Here is a 17,390-nt window from a genome sequence, read left to right on the forward strand (position 1 = left end):
GCCCTGTAGTAGATTGCGCAGAGACGCAGGTAAATAAGGTCTGCAATGAAACCATCGCTAGTCCTGAAGATGGGCCAGCAGCTGACGATGACTCCTCAGCTGCAACAAGCCATTCGTTTGCTCCAACTGTCGACCTTGGATCTTCAACAAGAAATCCAGGAGGCACTGGAGTCGAACCCAATGCTCGAACGCCAAGAAGAAGGCGAAGATTTCGATAACTCGGACCCTATGGCCGACGGAGCCGAAACCGCTACGGTTGAGCAGCCCCCGCAACAAGACACCTACCAGGAAACCAGCTTCCAAGACGCCCCACAAACCGTGGACAACCTGGAAGATGGCGAGTGGAATGAACGCATTCCCAACGAATTGCCCGTTGATACCGCCTGGGAAGATATCTACCAGACCAGCGCCAGCAGCCTGCCGAGCAGTAGCGACGATGACGAGTGGGACTTCACCACACGCACCTCCACCGGTGAAAGCCTACAGAGCCATATGCTCTGGCAGCTCAACCTGTCGCCGATGTCGGATAAGGATCGCTTGATCGCGGTCACCCTGATCGACTGTATCAACGTTCAAGGCTACCTCGAAGAAACCCTCGAAGAGATTCTTGAAGCCTTTGACCCTGAACTGGATATCGAGCTGGACGAAATTGAAGCCGTCCTGCACCGCATTCAACAGTTCGAGCCTTCAGGTATTGCCGCACGCGATCTACGCGAGTGCCTGACATTACAACTGCGCCAACTGCCCGCCAAGACGCCCTGGCTAACCGAAGCCCAGCGCCTCGCCAATGATTACCTTGACCTGCTTGGCAGTCGTGACTACAGCCAGCTCATGCGCCGCATGAAGCTCAAAGAAGACGACCTGCGTCAAGTTATCGAACTAATCCAGAGTCTCAACCCTCGCCCCGGCTCGCAGATCGAATCGAGTGAGCCTGAGTACGTGGTTCCTGATGTCATTGTGCGCAAACACAACGAGCGCTGGCTGGTAGAGCTCAATCAGGAAGCCATGCCTCGACTACGGGTGAATGCGCAGTACGCAGGCTTTGTACGCCGCGCCGACTCCAGCGCTGACAACACCTTTATGCGCAATCAACTACAGGAAGCCCGCTGGTTTATAAAAAGCCTGCAGAGCCGCAACGAAACACTGATGAAAGTCGCGACCCAGATTGTTGAGCACCAGCGCGGCTTCTTCGACTATGGTGACGAGGCCATGAAGCCTCTGGTGCTGCACGACATCGCCGAAGCGGTGGGCATGCACGAGTCGACAATCTCGCGCGTTACCACGCAAAAATTTATGCACACTCCGCGTGGCATTTACGAGTTGAAATATTTCTTCTCCAGCCATGTAAGCACCTCCGAAGGCGGAGAATGCTCATCTACAGCGATCCGCGCGATTATCAAAAAACTGGTTGCAGCGGAAAATGCAAAAAAGCCATTGAGTGACAGCAAGATCGCTGGTTTACTGGAGGCACAAGGCATTCAAGTAGCTCGCCGCACCGTTGCTAAATACCGTGAGTCCCTCGGTATCGCGCCTTCAAGTGAACGCAAGCGATTGATGTAGCAGTTGATGAACAGGAAAATTGTCTCAAGCAATATCGAACTGACGCCCTCTTGGATAAATGCAGCCATACTGCAAATATTCAGAGCGTGAAATGCCAGACTCGATGACTGAGTTTTTTCCGCGCCAAAGTGTTCCGGCGGCAGGCAAAACAGCCTGTCTCTTACACACGGCAACAAGGAGAATGCGGTATGCAAGTCAACATCAGTGGACACCAGCTAGATGTGACCGACGCCCTGCGTGACTACATCGACGAAAAACTCAGTCGACTAGAACGCCACTTCGACAAGATTACTAATGTGCAAGTCATTATGGAGGTCGAGAAGCTCAAGCAGAAAATCGAAGCCACCTTACACATTGCAGGCGGCGAAATAGTTGCTAATGCCGAGCATGATGATATGTATGCAGCAATCGATTTACTGACCGACAAACTCGACAGACAACTTATCAAGCACAAGGAAAAGCAGCTCGACCGTCAACAGGGCGCAATGGCCCGTTGATATCGCCCAACTCCTATGATCCGACTTGAAAATATCCTGACCCCCGGCCGTTCCTTGATGAACGTGCCGGGTGGCAGTAAAAAACGTGTTCTCGAACAGATTGCCAACTTGGTTGCGCGCGAACTGCCCGACCTCGATGGACAAGACATCTTCGAGAGCCTGATTGCCCGCGAGAAACTCGGGTCCACCGGTTTTGGCAATGGCATTGCCATTCCGCACTGCCGCCTGCCTGCTTGCAACGCGCCAATCAGTGCCTTGCTCAGACTAGAATCACCTGTAGATTTCGACGCGATCGATGGCGCACCGGTAGATTTGCTATTCGTACTGCTGGTTCCTGAAGCAGCAACGGACGAGCACTTGGAGCTACTTCGCCAAATCGCTAGCATGCTTGATCGCAGCGATGTCCGCGAACGTCTGCGCCAAGCGCAAAGCAATGACGCCCTGTATCAGGTTGTTGTCGACATACAGAACAACAGCTAAATGGCAGAGAATCTACATGCGCTTGATTATTGTCAGCGGTCGTTCTGGATCAGGTAAAAGTACGGCGCTTGATGTACTTGAAGACAACGGCTTTTACTGCATCGATAACTTGCCAGCCAGCTTGTTGCCACAGCTAGCTGAGCGAGCATTTCAGCAGGAAGATTCAGTTCGCCCAAATGTTGCTGTGTCCATTGACGCACGCAACTTGCCAAGCGACTTGAACATGTTTCCAGAGCTGCTTGAGCAAGTGCGGGCGCGCAATGTTCAATGCGACCTGCTGTATCTGGATGCAAACGAAGAAACCCTGCTCAAACGCTTCTCCGAAACACGTCGGCGCCATCCGCTGACCAACGACAACCGCTCGTTGGCAGAAGCCATTACCGATGAAGCTCTACTACTGGAGCCTATCATCGACCTGGCCGACTTGAAGATCGACACCACTCACCTCAATCTCTACCAGCTACGCGATACCCTCGCCCTGCGCTTGCTCAACAAGCCAGACCCAGGCACTGCATTTCTGGTTGAGTCGTTTGGCTTCAAACGCGGCATGCCAGTAGATGCGGACGTGGTGTTTGATGTGCGTTGCCTGCCCAACCCATACTGGCGTCCCGAGTTGCGCAACTTTTCTGGCCTGGAACAACCCGTCTCTGACTATTTAGACAACCAGGCGGATGTTCAGGAGATGTATCAAGACATCCATGCTTACCTGAGCAAATGGCTGCCACGCTTCGCTGCCAGCAATCGTGCCTATGTCACTGTCGCTATTGGCTGCACAGGCGGTCATCATCGCTCGGTGTATATCGCCAACCGGTTGGGCAAAGCCCTCAAAGCTCAGTTCAAAAACGTCCAGACTCGCCACCGCGACCTCAATTAAGGAATCGCCGCGATGCCCGCCTGTGAAGTAACCATTATCAACAAGCTAGGCTTGCATGCGCGGGCAGCGGCTAAATTTGTCGGCGTTGCCACACGCTACCCTTGCAGCATTAAAGTCGGCCGCACCCCGCAAAGTCTGGTTGACGGTAAAAGCATCATGTCGGTCATGATGCTCGCAGCCGGCAAAGGCTCCACAGTTCACCTGTTAACTGAAGGTGAACAAGACGAGCAAGCGCTGGAAGCAATCATCGAACTGATCAACAACTTCTTTGATGAGGGCGAGTAGCGCTCTGAGCCAATACTTGAGCTATCAAAAGGCTCGCAAGATGAAAAAAGGGAGCAATTAAGCTCCCTTTTTAGTGCTTAGCTATTGGTTATCAGCTACCTGCAACAGTCATACGCTCAATCAAGACAGAGCCGGTACGAATACTGCTGCGCAGCTCCAGATCATTACCAACAGCAACAATCTGCTTGAACATATCGCGCATATTGCCAGCAATGGTGACTTCCTGAACCGGAAATTGGATCTCGCCGTTTTCGATCCAGTAACCGCCAGCGCCGCGAGAGTAATCACCGGTCACCATGTTCAGGCCGTGCCCCATTAGCTCAGTCACCAGCAGGCCACGCCCCATGCGCTTGATCAGTGCTTGCTGATCTTCAGCGCCATGGGTAACAAACAGATTATGTACGCCGCCCGCGTTAGCGGTGCTTGGCATGCCTAATTTTCGCCCGGAATAAGTACCCAGCACATAAGACAGCAACTCGCCGTTTTCAACAAAGGATTTGGCGTAGGTTGCCAAGCCGTCACCATCGAATGCCGCACTGGCCATTGCCCGTGGAATATGCGGACGCTCATCGAGGCTTAACCACTCAGGGAAAAGCTGCTGACCGATTGTGCCTTCCAGGAATGAGGATTTACGGTAAATACTGCCGCCCGAGATCGCACCCAAGAAACTGCTGAACAGGCCTGTGGCCAACTCAGCAGCAAACAATACCGGCACTTCACAGGTAGGCACTGGCCGGGCACCAAGACGGCTCACAGCGCGCATGGCTGCACGTGCACCAATATCTTCGGGGCTGGTCAGCAACTCACCCTGCCGATTAACGTCATACCAATAGTCACGCTGCATAAGGCCGTTATCCTCGGCGATCATCACGCAGCTCAAACTGTGCCGGGTACTCGCATAACCACCGACGAATCCATTGCTATTACCATAGACCCTGCACCCCTGATGCGTGCTCAAGGAAGTGCCATCGGCGTTTTTGATACGTTTGTCGGCGTCGAATGCAGCAGCTTCGCAGCGTAGAGCATGCTCAATCGACTGCTCTGGAGTTATCGACCACGCATGGTATAGATCCAGATCAGGTAGATCTCGTGCCATCAGTGCAGCGTCTGCAAGGCCCGCACTTTCATCTTCCGAGGCGTGTTTGGCAATCGCCAGCGCTGCCGCAACCGTTTCACGAATAGCCGCATCCCCTGTCGCCGAGGTACTTGCTGAACCTTTCCGCTGACCGAGATAGAGGGTGATGCCAAAGCCTTGATCGCGATTGAACTCAACAGTTTCAACTTCACGCTGACGCACTGTAGTCGACAAACCTTGCTCAACAGAGACCGCGACTTCACAGGCACTGGCACCCTGCCTTTTGGCTTCAGCGATAATCTGCTCCACCTGAGCCTGTAACTGCGGGACCATTTGTGGGCCGACAACTTCTACTGAACTCATACCTACTCCTGAAAATATTTTCGCTGTGAGCTGCACCCTGTCGGGCCCAACCGCTTACAACTAAGAACTAACTGCTATCATGACGGCGTTTTCCACTGGATCGCCCCCATGTCTGAATACCTTGACGACTTCTCCGAAGAGAAAAGCAAAACCCAGGTCAAACGCGAGCTGCATGCATTGCAAGACCTCGGTCAACGTCTGGCTGCTCTAAAGCCTGACCTGCTAAACAAATTACCACTCACCGAAGAGCTGCGTACTGCGCTGGCTGAAGCCTCTCGGCACACAGCTAATTCGGCGAAAAAACGTCACGCCCAGTTTATCGGCCGGTTAATGCGCGATCAGGACACTGATGCGATTCTGACCCTACTCGATCAACTTGACGCCTCAACCCGTCAATACAACGAACGCTTCCACGCCCTTGAGCGTTGGCGCGACCGTTTACTTAACGGCAACGACGAAACCCTTGAAAGCTTCGTCAGTGAATACCCTGAAGCCGATCGCCAACACTTACGTCAGCTAATTCGCCAAGGCCAACATGAAGCAGCGCAAAACAAAGCGCCAGCGGCCTCGCGTAAAATCTTCAAATACATCCGTGAGCTAGACGAGAGCAAACGCGGCCTGCGTTAACCCTCGAAAGCCCACACCTAGAAACTGCAAAGAGACCCACTTCCCCGTAGGTGATTGGTGTGTCTTTGCAGTTTCTTGCGTTAACTACCTGTACCGCCGACGGTAATTGCATCTATTTTCAAAGTTGGCTGACCCACACCCACCGGAACCGACTGGCCATCTTTGCCGCAGGTGCCGACACCGCTGTCCAGCGCCAGATCATTGCCCACCATCGACACCTTGCTCATGGCCTCTGGGCCATTCCCGATCAAGGTTGCCCCCTTGACTGGCGCAGTAATTTTGCCGTCTTCAATCAAATAGGCTTCGCTGGTTGAGAAGACAAACTTGCCGCTGGTGATGTCGACCTGTCCGCCACCGAGGTTGGCGCAGTAGATCCCCTTCTTCACCGATCGAATAATCTCTTCCGGGTCGCTCTCACCTGCCAGCATGTATGTATTGGTCATGCGCGGCATTGGGAGGTGCGCATAAGACTCACGACGCCCATTACCAGTTGGCCGAACGCCCATCAGTCGGGCATTGAGCTTGTCCTGCATATAACCTTTGAGAACGCCATTTTCGATCAATGTGGTGCACTGCGTTGGCGTGCCTTCATCGTCCATGCTCAACGAACCACGCCGCTCAGCCAAGGTTCCATCATCAACAATGGTGCACAGACTCGAAGCAACTTTCTCACCCATACGGCCGCTGTATGCAGAACTGCCTTTGCGGTTGAAGTCACCTTCAAGACCGTGACCAACCGCCTCATGCAACAGCACACCCGACCAGCCAGCGCCCATCACCACCGGCATACTGCCTGCCGGTGCCGGAATCGCTTCAAGGTTGACCAGCGCCTGACGCAACGCTTCACGGGCATAGCCCATGGCGCGGTCTTCGTTAAGAAAGTAACGGTAATCGGTGCGTCCGCCACCGCCATGGCCACCACGCTCACGGCGACCATTTTGCTCAACGATGACGCTGACGTTAAAACGCACCAGCGGACGAATATCAGCCCCAAGCCCACCATCGGTTGAAGCGACCATAACCCGATCCCACACGCCAGCCAGGCTAACAGTGACTTGCTTGATTCTCGAATCGAGCGCACGCGTCGCTTGGTCAACCTGCTTGAGCAGTTCAACCTTTTCCGCACGGTCCATCACATCAAGTGGATTATTTGGCGCATACAGCGCGGTAATCTCTGGGCTGCTAAAAGCTCGGACGCAGCCGTTTTGTCCAGCCCGAGCAATCGAACGTGCGGCGGCAGCGGCTTGACTCAATGCCTTAGCGGTAATCGCATTGCTGTAGGCAAAGCCGGTCTTCTCACCGGACTGAGCGCGCACGCCGACACCTTGATCAAGGTTGAAACTGCCTTCTTTGACGATGCCATCTTCAAGCACCCAAGTTTCAGACACCTGACTTTGAAAGTACAAGTCGGCCGCATCAATCCCCGGCCCAGCTAACTCGCCTAGAACGCCGGGTAAACTATCGATAGTCAGACCGCCTGGGCCCAACAGGTGATCGCTCACCGACATCAGCATCTCACTCATAACTACTCCAAACCTGGCAGCCGCGGTTCGGCCGCTGCAAAAAATCGTTTATGCCGCATTACCGGCATTTGTTGGCGGATCAAGGCCTGTTCTGCGACATCTAGCGGCGCTACCAGCGCCTCGCTGCCTTGGGCCTGGCTCAGGCAAATGCGTCCCCATGGATCAACAATTGCTGAGTGGCCGTGTGTCTCACGACCGCCGGGGTGGAGACCACCTTGCGCGGCAGCCAAGACGTAACATTGCGTCTCGATGGCACGCGCCCGAATCAGCACCTGCCAATGCGCGGCGCCGGTCACGGCGGTAAACGCCGACGGCGCGCTGATCAACTGCGCACCCGCCTCACGTAAAGCGCTATACAACTCAGGAAACCGCAGATCGTAGCAAACGGTCAAACCAAGACGCCCAACGGGCGTATCTGCGACCACCACCTTGCTGCCAAATTCATAGTCATCCGACTCACGATAGCGCCCACGGCTGTCAGCGACATCAACATCAAACAGGTGCAATTTATCGTAACGCGCTGCTAGCTCACCATCAGCATCAATCAAAAGCGAGCACGCATTTGGTTTAGCATCTGGGTGACCCGCCGCGGGTAATGGAATTGTGCCAGCGACTATCCATAACTTGAGGTCACGGGCGGCCTGTTTCAACCATGGCAGTATCGGTCCGTGCCCCATTGCCTCTTCACGACCGATTTGGCGGTAATCGCGGCGACCCATTGCAGCAAAATTTTCAGGCAGGACAGCAAGGCTAGCGCCTTGCTCGGCGGCGCTTTCAAGCAAATTGCGCGCTTGCTGCAGGTTAGCTAGAACATCATCCTGGCTCACCATTTGAATAACTGAGAGGTTCATGTTCTTTCCTACAGCAATAACCTAATACCCGTCAGTCTACGCCCCTCTCAACATCCTGGCAGGCCGAGCAATGCACTTACCTGGGTTTTGTACTTACCTGGGTTTTTCAAAGGGTTTATCAAAGTCGATCTTAGGTGACTGGATCGGGCCTTTGACGTCGTACTGGACACTGGCAAAGCGCGCAAAGTGATCGCCCAGCAACTTGTCAACAACAAACAATGCACCGCCAATGGCCGGCGCCCCTACAATCAGCGCGGCGATAGGCAAGTTGTTAGTCACTGGCAGTGTCACCAGTAATTTAGCGTCAATAGTTTCATCGACCATATTCAGGGTGCCATTGAGCTCAAGGTCACTTGAAGGGCCTTTTAGGGTGATCGGCCGTTGGGTTAAATAGACACCATTGGTCGCCTGCAAATTACCTTTTACACGGTCATAACTCAGCCCTTCACCCAACAGGTCAGAGAAGTCCAAACGCAAGCGACGCCCAATCGAGTTGAAATTGAGCAGACCGAACACCCGCAACGCCGAAGCAGAACCTTTCACTTCAACAAACTGGCCCTTACGCAAAGAAGCGTCCATATTGCCACTGAATCGTGCCAGACTGACATTCAGCGCAGAGCCAGGCCAAGAGCCATCTACATCAAGACGAAAGCGCTCGCTGGTAGCAGTCGGAGCAAAGCCCCAAGCCAGCAATACATCTTCCAGGTCCTCACCCTCAAACCGGCCTTTGTACCAGCTCCTGGAGCGACCTGCTTCGCCTTCCCAGCCTGCATTGCCAGTCACCCTTAAACCCGCAAGATTGATATTCAAATCACTGAATGCAACACCATTGGCTACCGCACGGGCTTTCAACGATGAAGGGCCCAGCGACTGTTCGCCGAGCTTTATGTCAGCCACTTTGAAATCAATCGAGGGGACGTTGTGCGGATCGATATCCGCCAGCGGATCAGGTGCTTCAGTTGCGGCCGCAGCCGTTTGCTCAGGCTTTGGTAAGCGGATATAGGCAAGGTCTGCGCTAATTGGCCGGGATGAGGCATCCGGAAATACGATATTGCCTTTGGCGAGTGAGCTGTCAACAGACAATGCCCAGGCAGGACCAGAGCGACGCACGCCCACGGTAACGTCATTGACAGTTTTACCAAACCCGACAAAGCGGCCAATATTCAGCTGCGCATCGTTGAAAGCCTGTAAATCTGCACCCTTGGATGAGCTTGTATACGGGCTGACCGCCTGCTGCCAATCAGCCAGGTTCAACTCCGCAACCGAACCGCGCAGACGATAGCCCTTCTGTGTCGGCAGTTGCGCCACTCCACTCCCCAAACGCAACTCGCCACGCCCTTGGAGAATATCAGCGGCTGGAGAGACGCCGTTGAAGCTCAGCATGTTTGCATAACGCAGCTTATAACTGCGCTGTTCACCACCGAGCCCCAACTCGAGAGTCGTGTTGCGCTGATCATTCGCGGCCTTGCCGAAAGGTGCTGGCAGGTCAATTGCCAAGCCTTTGAGTTCAGAGTCAATTTGCAAATTGCTTTGCGCATCATCAATTTTCAGGCGCATTCGGTACGGCACATTGCCCTTTGCAGGTATCGGCTGAGTCACCGCCAGCCACTGAGTCAGCGCCTGCAGCGGAACTTGCCCTTGCGCCTCAATCAGGCTCGTTGCACGACCATCAACGGCTTGAGCAATGGCCTTGCCTTTGGCTTTATGACCGAGCAACTGTGCTTGGATGCTCGGCGCACTCAAGCCCTTGGCCGTGTCATAGCGGAATGCACCGGAGACATGACTGAGATCGAGTTTAGGATTGGCAATTTTAACGTCTGCATCCTTTGCGGTGAAATCCACAATCACCCTAGGTGTGCCTTTTTGCAGCGGGATATCTAGGTCCAGCGCGCCGACCAAATCACCTTTGCCCTGCCAGCCAGAAAAGATCTCCGCCGTGCCGATCGGCGCTTCCTTGAGGACTTTCAGCGCATCGCCAACACTACTCTCAAGATCAGCGGTCAACAGCAGATGTGGAGGCGTATCCGGGTCTTCAAGTGGGATGGTTACATTGACGTTTTTCACCGTGCTGTTCAGCACTTGACCCTGCGGGACACGGATGCGCACCTGATCATCTTCGATTAGAACTTCACCGCGCGCACCTTTCAGTTCGGGCCAACCCGGCTGGTAGGCAAGCACAGCATCATGCACGGCGAAGTACAGGCTAATACTATGTGAAGCCTTGCTGGAGCCTTTGTTGAGCGAGCCCTGAAACTGGAAATAACCTTGATCAACAGCACCGGCCTTGATCGAAGTCTTCAGCCAATCCGCGAGCTGCGGACTGAACTCGGGGACCCGGGTCGGCAAGTATTTTTCAGTGAAGCGTGCGTCACCCTCAGTAATGCCGACACGCAAGTCCATGTAATCCTCAACCTCAGGATCACCACTCAGACGAATCAGAAAATCAGCAGCCGCTTTGCCTTCATCGCCCGTGGCTTGTACATAGGGGCTACGCAGGGTCAGACCTTGCTCGTTGATCCGCCAATCTACCTGGCCACGCGCGGTGTGATACAGCCAGGCTTTGGGAAACAACGTCGCCAAATCAAGGGAGAACTCTTTGGCATCAAGCAAAATCGTGCCTGAGCCCAAGTCACCAGTGACGCTACCCGTAATATTTTCAATACCGGGCACATGATCGTACGCAGAAAAGCTGATCCCATCGGTATTGGTGGCAAACTCCACGCGTTTATCGCCCTCGGCTTCAGGATGAAAACGCAGGGTGGCGTTAGTCAGGGCTCCGCGAGGGTTCAGCGTGCCAATTGCGGCAATGGTTTTGTCGGAAACCGGCGCCAGTGACGTCACCAGCGGCAGTAAAGGTGCAACGTCCAGGCGATCAACACTTAGCGCCCATGTCTCGGTAACGTCGGCCTGTTTGGCATGCTGCTGCAGGGTAAAGTTTAACGGGCCAATTTGCTGTTCATTGGCGCGTGCAGTGAAGTTGGATACCTGTGCAGTCAGGCCATCGGCATCACGCTCAAAATAACTGTTGAGCACCACATCAGTCAGGCTCGCAGGCTTACGTTGCGCGTAGTGACCTTCGAGCTTGGACGCTTTAATTTGCGTTACAGCACGCCGGAGAGCACCGTCAGCCCACGACAACCAGAATTGCCCACCAACCTGCAGATGGTCCAATGACCAGTCGCGGGTGAGCGTTTTAGGCAGCCAACTGGCCCAATCTGTTTCAGGCAATTGAAGATAGACATCAGCCTGCAAGTCGCGCCATTTTTTGACGTTCATTTGCGAGCGCACCTGCAACGCCAGCGGCTTGCCATCAGGTAACTGCAAGCGTCCATCAAGGCGTTGACGACCACCGGCGAAACCCAGAGTCAGGTTCACATAACGCAATGTGTGTGCAGGCTGATTATAGGCTTCGAGGGTCACCTGACTGTTGAGCAGAGAAAGATGGCGCACCATTTTCAACTGTTCAAGCAGCTTCTCGACATCAATCGCAGTACTGTCTTGTGGTTTTGGCAAACCTTCAACGCGCCACTCACCGGCATCGTTCTGCGTCACACTGAGTTGCAAGCCATCAATCGCCAAGAGTTCAGCCCTTGGCTGCATGGCCATTGCGCTGGCTATCAAGTCGGGAATCAGGCGAACTTGATCAAGGCGCATAGCATCAGCACCATCACCCAAGGTCACGTCATGGGCGATCAATTCGGGAGCTAACCCATGCCAGCTGCCCTCAAGCGACCCGATCGACACGGGCAAGCCCAACGCTGCCTGCGCTTGATCTTCAGCCTGTATACGGTATTCAGCAATTAATGGCGTGAGCTGCCGGCCGAGACTGACCAGCAGCGCCGTGACGATTAATACCAGCGCACAGAACCCCAGGCTCCAGCGCAGAACCGTTGCCAACCAGCCGCCTGAGCGTGCCAACTAACTCAAACCTGTTCGGTGAGGGTGTACGTCACAACAGCACCACATCGTATTGTTCCTGGGAGTACATGGTCTCCACTTGAAACTTAATGGTGCGGCCAATAAAGGCCTCTAGGTCTGCAACATTGCCTGACTCTTCATCGAGCAGACGGTCTACTACTTTTTGATTGGCCAACACCCTGTATCCCTCTGGCTGATAGGCTCTTGCTTCACGCAATATTTCCCGGAAAATTTCATAACAGGTGGTTTCCGGGGTTTTCAACTTGCCGCGTCCCTGACAACAAGCACAAGGTTCGCAGAGCACTTGCTCAAGGCTCTCGCGTGTACGCTTGCGGGTCATTTGCACCAGACCCAATTCGGTAATACCAATGATATTGGTCTTTGCGTGATCACGCTCTAATTGTTTTTCCAAAGTGCGCAAAACCTGACGCTGATGCTCTTCATCTTCCATGTCGATAAAGTCGATGATGATAATCCCACCGAGGTTGCGCAAGCGCAGCTGCCGGGCAATTGCCGTAGCGGCTTCAAGGTTGGTTTTGAAAATGGTTTCTTCGAGCGTGCGATGGCCAACGAATGCGCCAGTATTGACGTCAATGGTACTCATCGCCTCAGCCGGATCAACCACCAGGTAGCCACCGGATTTCAGCGGAACCTTGCGATCGAGGGCTTTCTGGATCTCATCTTCAACGCCGTACAGATCAAAAATCGGTCGCTCGCCCGGATAATGCTCAAGGCGGTCAGAAATTTCCGGCATCAGCTCACTGACAAAGTGAGTGATCTTCTGAAAAGTCTCACGCGAATCGACTCGGATTTTCTCAGTACGCGGACTGACCAAGTCACGCAATGTACGCAAAGCTAAACTAAGGTCTTCGTAGATCACCGAGGGCGAAGACGCGGACTTCATCTGCCCAGCGATTTGCCCCCACAAACGGCGCACATAACGGATATCCACCAGGATTTCATCCGCACCCGCGCCTTCAGCAGCCGTGCGCAAAATGAAGCCACCGGTTTCTTCACTGCCTTCGGCACCTACGCAATCAGCCACCACTTGCTTGAGGCGCTCACGCTCAGCCTCATCTTCGATCTTCAGCGAGATACCAACGTGGCTGGTGCGCGGCATGTAAACAAGATAGCGCGATGGCAGCGACAGCTGCGTCGTCAGCCGCGCACCTTTACTGGCAATCGGGTCTTTAGTGACCTGCACCACCAGGCTCTGCCCTTCGTGCACCAGAGCGCTGATGGTTTCGACAGCAGCGCCTTCGCGACTGGAGATTTCTGATGCATGAATAAAGGCAGCGCGCTCGAGGCCAATATCGACAAAAGCTGCCTGCATTCCAGGCAATACGCGAACGACTTTGCCTTTGTAGATATTGCCGACAATCCCGCGGCGCTGTGTGCGCTCGACATGGACTTCCTGCAACACTCCATTTTCGACTACTGCCACGCGCGATTCCATCGGCGTGATGTTGATCAGGATTTCTTCACTCATGCGTCCATCTCTTTTGAGATGAAGCTGCAAACTCGGGGAGCCCGCTCGCCCGTGACCTACAACTTCCTTAAGTGTGGACTGGCAACGATTGCCAGCACGGAATTGCAAATTCTGCGAGTAACTCAGCTGTTTCGCACAGGGGTAAACCCACCACTGCCGAATAGCTGCCCTGCAATTGGCTGACGAACACTGCCGCCAAACCCTGAATACCGTAACTGCCTGCTTTATCCTGCGGTTCACCGCTGGCCCAGTATGCCTGTGCCTCGGCATCTGAAATGCATCTAAAGGTTACCTGACTTGTCACCACCGCCGCTCTGCTTTTATCGCGCGCGACCAACGCCACCGCAGTCAACACTTGATGTTCACGCCCTGACAGCGCGCGCAAGGTCGCCAGCGCTTCGCTCCGGTCAGCTGGCTTACCAAGGATCTTGCCGTCGAGAACCACCGCCGTATCAGAGCCGAGCACAACCGTCTCAGCTGGCGACTCAAGCTGGTCAAACACCGCCTGCGCCTTCGCCCGAGCCAAGCGCTCTACATAGAAGCTTGGCTGCTCATCAGGCAACACAGTTTCATCGATTGGGCAGACTTGCGTGATAAAGGGCACACCGATCTGCGTAAGCAGCTCCCGCCGGCGCGACGAACCTGAAGCCAGATACAAAGTGGCCATGCAGAGTTCTCCCTATCGAATGTTGATGCCAGGCAAATGCCTACTTAATTGACGCCTAGACGCTGTTGAATGCTGCGCAGGATGACGCTGACCCACGGCCAAAGCAGCACACTGACAACCGCTGGAAGAATAAACGTAAGGGTTGGCGGACGGCTACCGGTTAACGCGTTCAGCCATAACTGGACTAACTGAGCCAAGCCAAACACAACCATCAACACCAAGCTCTGCTGCCACATCGGAAACATGCGCAAGCGCTGATGCAGGCTTAATACCAAAAAGGTGATCAGGCTAAGGATCAGCGCATTCTGACCGAGCAACGAGCCATTGAGAACATCCGCTAACAGGCCGAAAATCCAAGCGGTTGCCATGCCGACACGGTGCGGTAGCGCCAGCACCCAGTAAGTCAGGACTAGCGCGAGCCAGAGAGGCCGACCAATTTCCATAAAGTCTGGCAAACTGGAAACGCTGAGCAACAGCGCGAACATCAAACTCAGCCAGACAACCCACGTATTCTGTGCACGAACACCACTCATTGCTGTGCTCCTTGCTGTGGCTGCGGCGGTGTTGACGAGGGTGGTGGCGCAGCAGCTGGTGCTTCAGTTGATTCGCCTTCGGCAGGCGTAACTGGAGGCATCGACTGGAGGTCTTCGGCCTCTTGCGCCTGAGCCGACTCAGTTGCGCGCTGCTCTGGCGAGCGCGGGTCGGTAAACACCAGCAACATGTAGCGGCTACGGTTGAGATTAGCAGTCGGAATAGCCCTGACAATCGCAAACGGCTGACCCGAATCATGGATCACCTGTGACACCGTTGCCACTGGATAACCGGCCGGAAAACGCTGACCCAAACCCGAACTGACCAACAGGTCGCCCTCTTTGATATCAGCTGTATCAGCAACATGGCGCAACTCAAGGCGCTCAGGATTACCGGTGCCACTGGCAATTGCACGCAAGCCGTTGCGGTTCACTTGAACGGGAATACTGTGGTTGGTATCGGTGAGCAGCAACACTCGCGCCGAATACGGCATGACCTCAACCACCTGCCCCATCAGACCGCGCGCATCAAGCACAGGCTGCCCGATCACCACACCGTCTTTCGAGCCTTTATCAATCAAAATGCGATGGGTGAACGGGTTAGGATCAATGCCGATCAGCTCGGTGGCGAGCACATCGTCATCAACCAACGCCGCCGAGTTAAGCAGCTCGCGCAACCGCACGTTCTGTTCGGTCAGAGCCGCGAGCTTTTGCAAGCGGCGCTGCATCAACAGGCGTTCAGTCTTGAGCTTTTCGTTTTCGGCGACTAACTCAGTGCGCGAACTTAGCTCCTGGGTGGTGTTTTCCCAGAGCGTCACGGGCAAGCTGCCCAGCCAATAAACCGGCTCGACAATCACGCCCAATTGGCTACGCATAGGCTTGAGCACATCAAAACGCGCATCCACCACCATCAAGGCAGCCGAAAGGACGGCCAGCACCAGCAGGCGCACACCGAGCGAAGGTCCTTTGGCAAATAGCGGTTTAATAGGCGGGTCCTCGTAGCATCAGACATTAACAAAAAGCTGCAAGTGAGCCTGAGGCCCGCCTTGCAGCTTTTGTTTAAAACGGAAGGTCTACTCCGTGGATAGCAAGTCCATGGTGTGACGGTCCATCATATCTAACGCTTTACCGCCGCCACGCGCAACACAAGTGAGCGGATCTTCGGCAACAATCACCGGCAGCCCGGTTTCCTGGGCCAGCAACTTGTCGAGGTCACGCAACAGAGCGCCACCACCGGTAAGCACCAGGCCACGCTCAGCAATATCAGAAGCCAACTCTGGCGGTGACTGCTCGAGCGCGCTTTTAACCGCCTGGACGATAGTCGCCAGCGACTCTTGCAGCGCTTCAAGCACTTCGTTGGAGTTCAGCGTGAAACTACGCGGCACGCCTTCTGCCAGGTTGCGACCACGAACATCGACTTCGCGTACTTCGCCACCCGCATAAGCGGTGCCGATTTCTTGCTTGATGCGCTCAGCCGTCGATTCACCGATCAGGCTGCCGTAGTTGCGACGTACATACGTGATGATGGCTTCGTCGAAACGGTCACCACCGACACGTACCGACTCAGCGTAAACCACACCGTTCAACGAGATCAGGGCGATTTCAGTGGTACCACCACCGATATCCACAACCATCGAACCGCGCGCCTCTTCAACTGGCAGACCCGCGCCGATCGCAGCAGCCATTGGCTCTTCGATCAGAAACACTTCACGGGCACCGGCACCAATCGCTGACTCACGGATGGCACGACGCTCAACCTGGGTCGACTTGCACGGCACACAGATCAAAACCCGTGGGCTGGGTTGCAGGAAGCTGTTTTCGTGAACTTTGTTGATGAAGTACTGCAGCATCTTTTCACAGACGCTAAAGTCGGCAATAACGCCGTCTTTCATCGGCCGAATAGCGGCAATATTGCCCGGCGTACGACCGAGCATGCGCTTGGCCTCGGTACCGACAGCAACGACGCTCTTCTGATTACCGTGGGTACGGATAGCTACGACGGAAGGTTCATTGAGAACAATTCCGCGCTCGCGAACATAAATAAGGGTATTGGCAGTGCCCAGGTCAATAGAAAGATCGCTGGAAAACATGCCACGCAGTTTTTTGAACATGGGATATAGGACCCTAGGAAACGCGTGGGTAAAAAAAGTGCGGCAAACTCTAACAATGGAAGGGATTTTGAGCAAGGCACCAATGTGTTAGATTGCCTGTTTTTCCGGGCTTCTGGCCCACCATCGCGGCCTTTGACCGCTAGTTTGCGAAATACGTTCCCTGCATATCGCATGCATGACGACTCAATCACACTTTCAGGCTGCCTACTTTACGGCGGCTTAACACAGGGAAATCCAATGGCGCTTGAACGCTCCGAAGTGGAAAAAATCGCCCATCTGGCCCGATTAGGCCTGAATGACAGCGAAATCCCACAAACTACCGAGACACTCAACAACATCCTCGGTCTAATTGACCACATGCAGTCGGTAGATACCAGCGGTATCGAACCTTTGGCTCACCCCTTGGAGGCAACGCAGCGCCTGCGAGCCGACGAAGTGACTGAAACAAATCACCGCGACGACTACCAAGCTATCGCACCGGCTGTCGAAAGCGGACTTTATCTTGTTCCAAAAGTTATCGAGTAAGGGAAAGAGCCTAGT

Annotated in this window: 16 protein-coding genes; 7 read left to right on the plus strand and 9 right to left on the minus strand. The window is 54.4% G+C overall.

The window, feature by feature from the left end:
• Positions 1–45: 45 nt before the first annotated feature.
• The 5 genes from B9K09_RS17955 to B9K09_RS17975 all read left to right on the plus strand — a co-directional run bounded on the left by B9K09_RS17955 (position 46) and on the right by B9K09_RS17975 (position 3,696).
• A complete protein-coding gene (locus B9K09_RS17955; protein ID WP_087518104.1) occupies positions 46–1,560 on the plus strand; it encodes an RNA polymerase factor sigma-54 in 1,515 nt (504 codons plus the stop codon).
• A gap of 188 nt (positions 1,561–1,748) precedes the next feature.
• Positions 1,749–2,057, plus strand: coding sequence for a ribosome hibernation-promoting factor, HPF/YfiA family (hpf, locus tag B9K09_RS17960; protein ID WP_087518105.1), 309 nt, complete (start codon positions 1,749–1,751; stop codon positions 2,055–2,057).
• Positions 2,058–2,072: 15 nt separating this feature from the next.
• Positions 2,073–2,537, plus strand: a complete 465-nt coding sequence (gene ptsN / locus B9K09_RS17965) for a PTS IIA-like nitrogen regulatory protein PtsN (RefSeq protein ID WP_087518106.1) — start codon at positions 2,073–2,075, stop codon at positions 2,535–2,537.
• Positions 2,538–2,553: 16 nt separating this feature from the next.
• Complete coding sequence (gene rapZ, locus B9K09_RS17970) at positions 2,554–3,411, plus strand: RNase adapter RapZ (RefSeq protein WP_087518107.1); 858 nt, start codon at positions 2,554–2,556, stop codon at positions 3,409–3,411.
• Positions 3,412–3,423: 12 nt separating this feature from the next.
• Positions 3,424–3,696, plus strand: coding sequence for an HPr family phosphocarrier protein (locus B9K09_RS17975; protein WP_087518108.1), 273 nt, complete (start codon positions 3,424–3,426; stop codon positions 3,694–3,696).
• Positions 3,697–3,787: 91 nt separating this feature from the next.
• Here B9K09_RS17975 and pmbA read toward each other — a convergent pair whose 3' ends face one another.
• Positions 3,788–5,134: a metalloprotease PmbA gene (pmbA, locus tag B9K09_RS17980; RefSeq protein WP_087518109.1), complete on the minus strand. Its 1,347-nt coding sequence runs from the start codon at positions 5,132–5,134 to the stop codon at positions 3,788–3,790.
• 108 nt (positions 5,135–5,242) lie between these two features.
• Between pmbA and yjgA the strand changes: the two genes are divergently transcribed.
• Entirely contained in the window at positions 5,243–5,761 is a 519-nt protein-coding gene (yjgA, locus tag B9K09_RS17985) for a ribosome biogenesis factor YjgA (protein WP_087518110.1), read from the plus strand.
• Positions 5,762–5,841: 80 nt separating this feature from the next.
• On the opposite strand, the gene tldD is transcribed toward yjgA, so the two are convergent.
• The 8 genes from tldD to mreB all read right to left on the minus strand — a co-directional run bounded on the left by tldD (position 5,842) and on the right by mreB (position 16,850).
• Entirely contained in the window at positions 5,842–7,284 is a 1,443-nt protein-coding gene (gene tldD, locus B9K09_RS17990) for a metalloprotease TldD (protein ID WP_087518111.1), read from the minus strand.
• A gap of 2 nt (positions 7,285–7,286) precedes the next feature.
• Entirely contained in the window at positions 7,287–8,135 is an 849-nt protein-coding gene (locus tag B9K09_RS17995; protein WP_087518112.1) for a carbon-nitrogen hydrolase family protein, read from the minus strand.
• A 93-nt stretch (positions 8,136–8,228) separates the two neighbouring features.
• Entirely contained in the window at positions 8,229–12,053 is a 3,825-nt protein-coding gene (locus B9K09_RS18000; RefSeq protein WP_087518113.1) for a YhdP family protein, read from the minus strand.
• 31 nt (positions 12,054–12,084) lie between these two features.
• Complete coding sequence (gene rng / locus B9K09_RS18005; protein WP_087518114.1) at positions 12,085–13,542, minus strand: ribonuclease G; 1,458 nt, start codon at positions 13,540–13,542, stop codon at positions 12,085–12,087.
• Between the two features lie 67 nt (positions 13,543–13,609).
• Entirely contained in the window at positions 13,610–14,209 is a 600-nt protein-coding gene (locus tag B9K09_RS18010; RefSeq protein ID WP_087518115.1) for a nucleoside triphosphate pyrophosphatase, read from the minus strand.
• Positions 14,210–14,253: 44 nt separating this feature from the next.
• The gene (gene mreD, locus B9K09_RS18015) at positions 14,254–14,742 is read right to left on the minus strand and encodes a rod shape-determining protein MreD (RefSeq protein ID WP_087518116.1); all 489 of its coding nucleotides are present in this window, start codon (positions 14,740–14,742) and stop codon (positions 14,254–14,256) included.
• Complete coding sequence (mreC, locus tag B9K09_RS18020; protein ID WP_371917415.1) at positions 14,739–15,689, minus strand: rod shape-determining protein MreC; 951 nt, start codon at positions 15,687–15,689, stop codon at positions 14,739–14,741. The genes mreD and mreC overlap by 4 nt, the downstream gene beginning before the upstream one ends.
• Positions 15,690–15,812: 123 nt before the next feature.
• Positions 15,813–16,850, minus strand: a complete 1,038-nt coding sequence (mreB, locus tag B9K09_RS18025) for a rod shape-determining protein MreB (RefSeq protein WP_010489781.1) — start codon at positions 16,848–16,850, stop codon at positions 15,813–15,815.
• Positions 16,851–17,087: 237 nt separating this feature from the next.
• On the opposite strand from mreB, the gene gatC reads away from it, so the two are divergent.
• Positions 17,088–17,375, plus strand: coding sequence for an Asp-tRNA(Asn)/Glu-tRNA(Gln) amidotransferase subunit GatC (gatC, locus tag B9K09_RS18030; RefSeq protein WP_087518118.1), 288 nt, complete (start codon positions 17,088–17,090; stop codon positions 17,373–17,375).
• Positions 17,376–17,390 lie beyond the last annotated feature (15 nt).

The sequence above is a fragment of the Pseudomonas sp. M30-35 genome (assembly GCF_002163625.1).
Taxonomy (GTDB): Bacteria; Pseudomonadota; Gammaproteobacteria; order Pseudomonadales; family Pseudomonadaceae; genus Aquipseudomonas.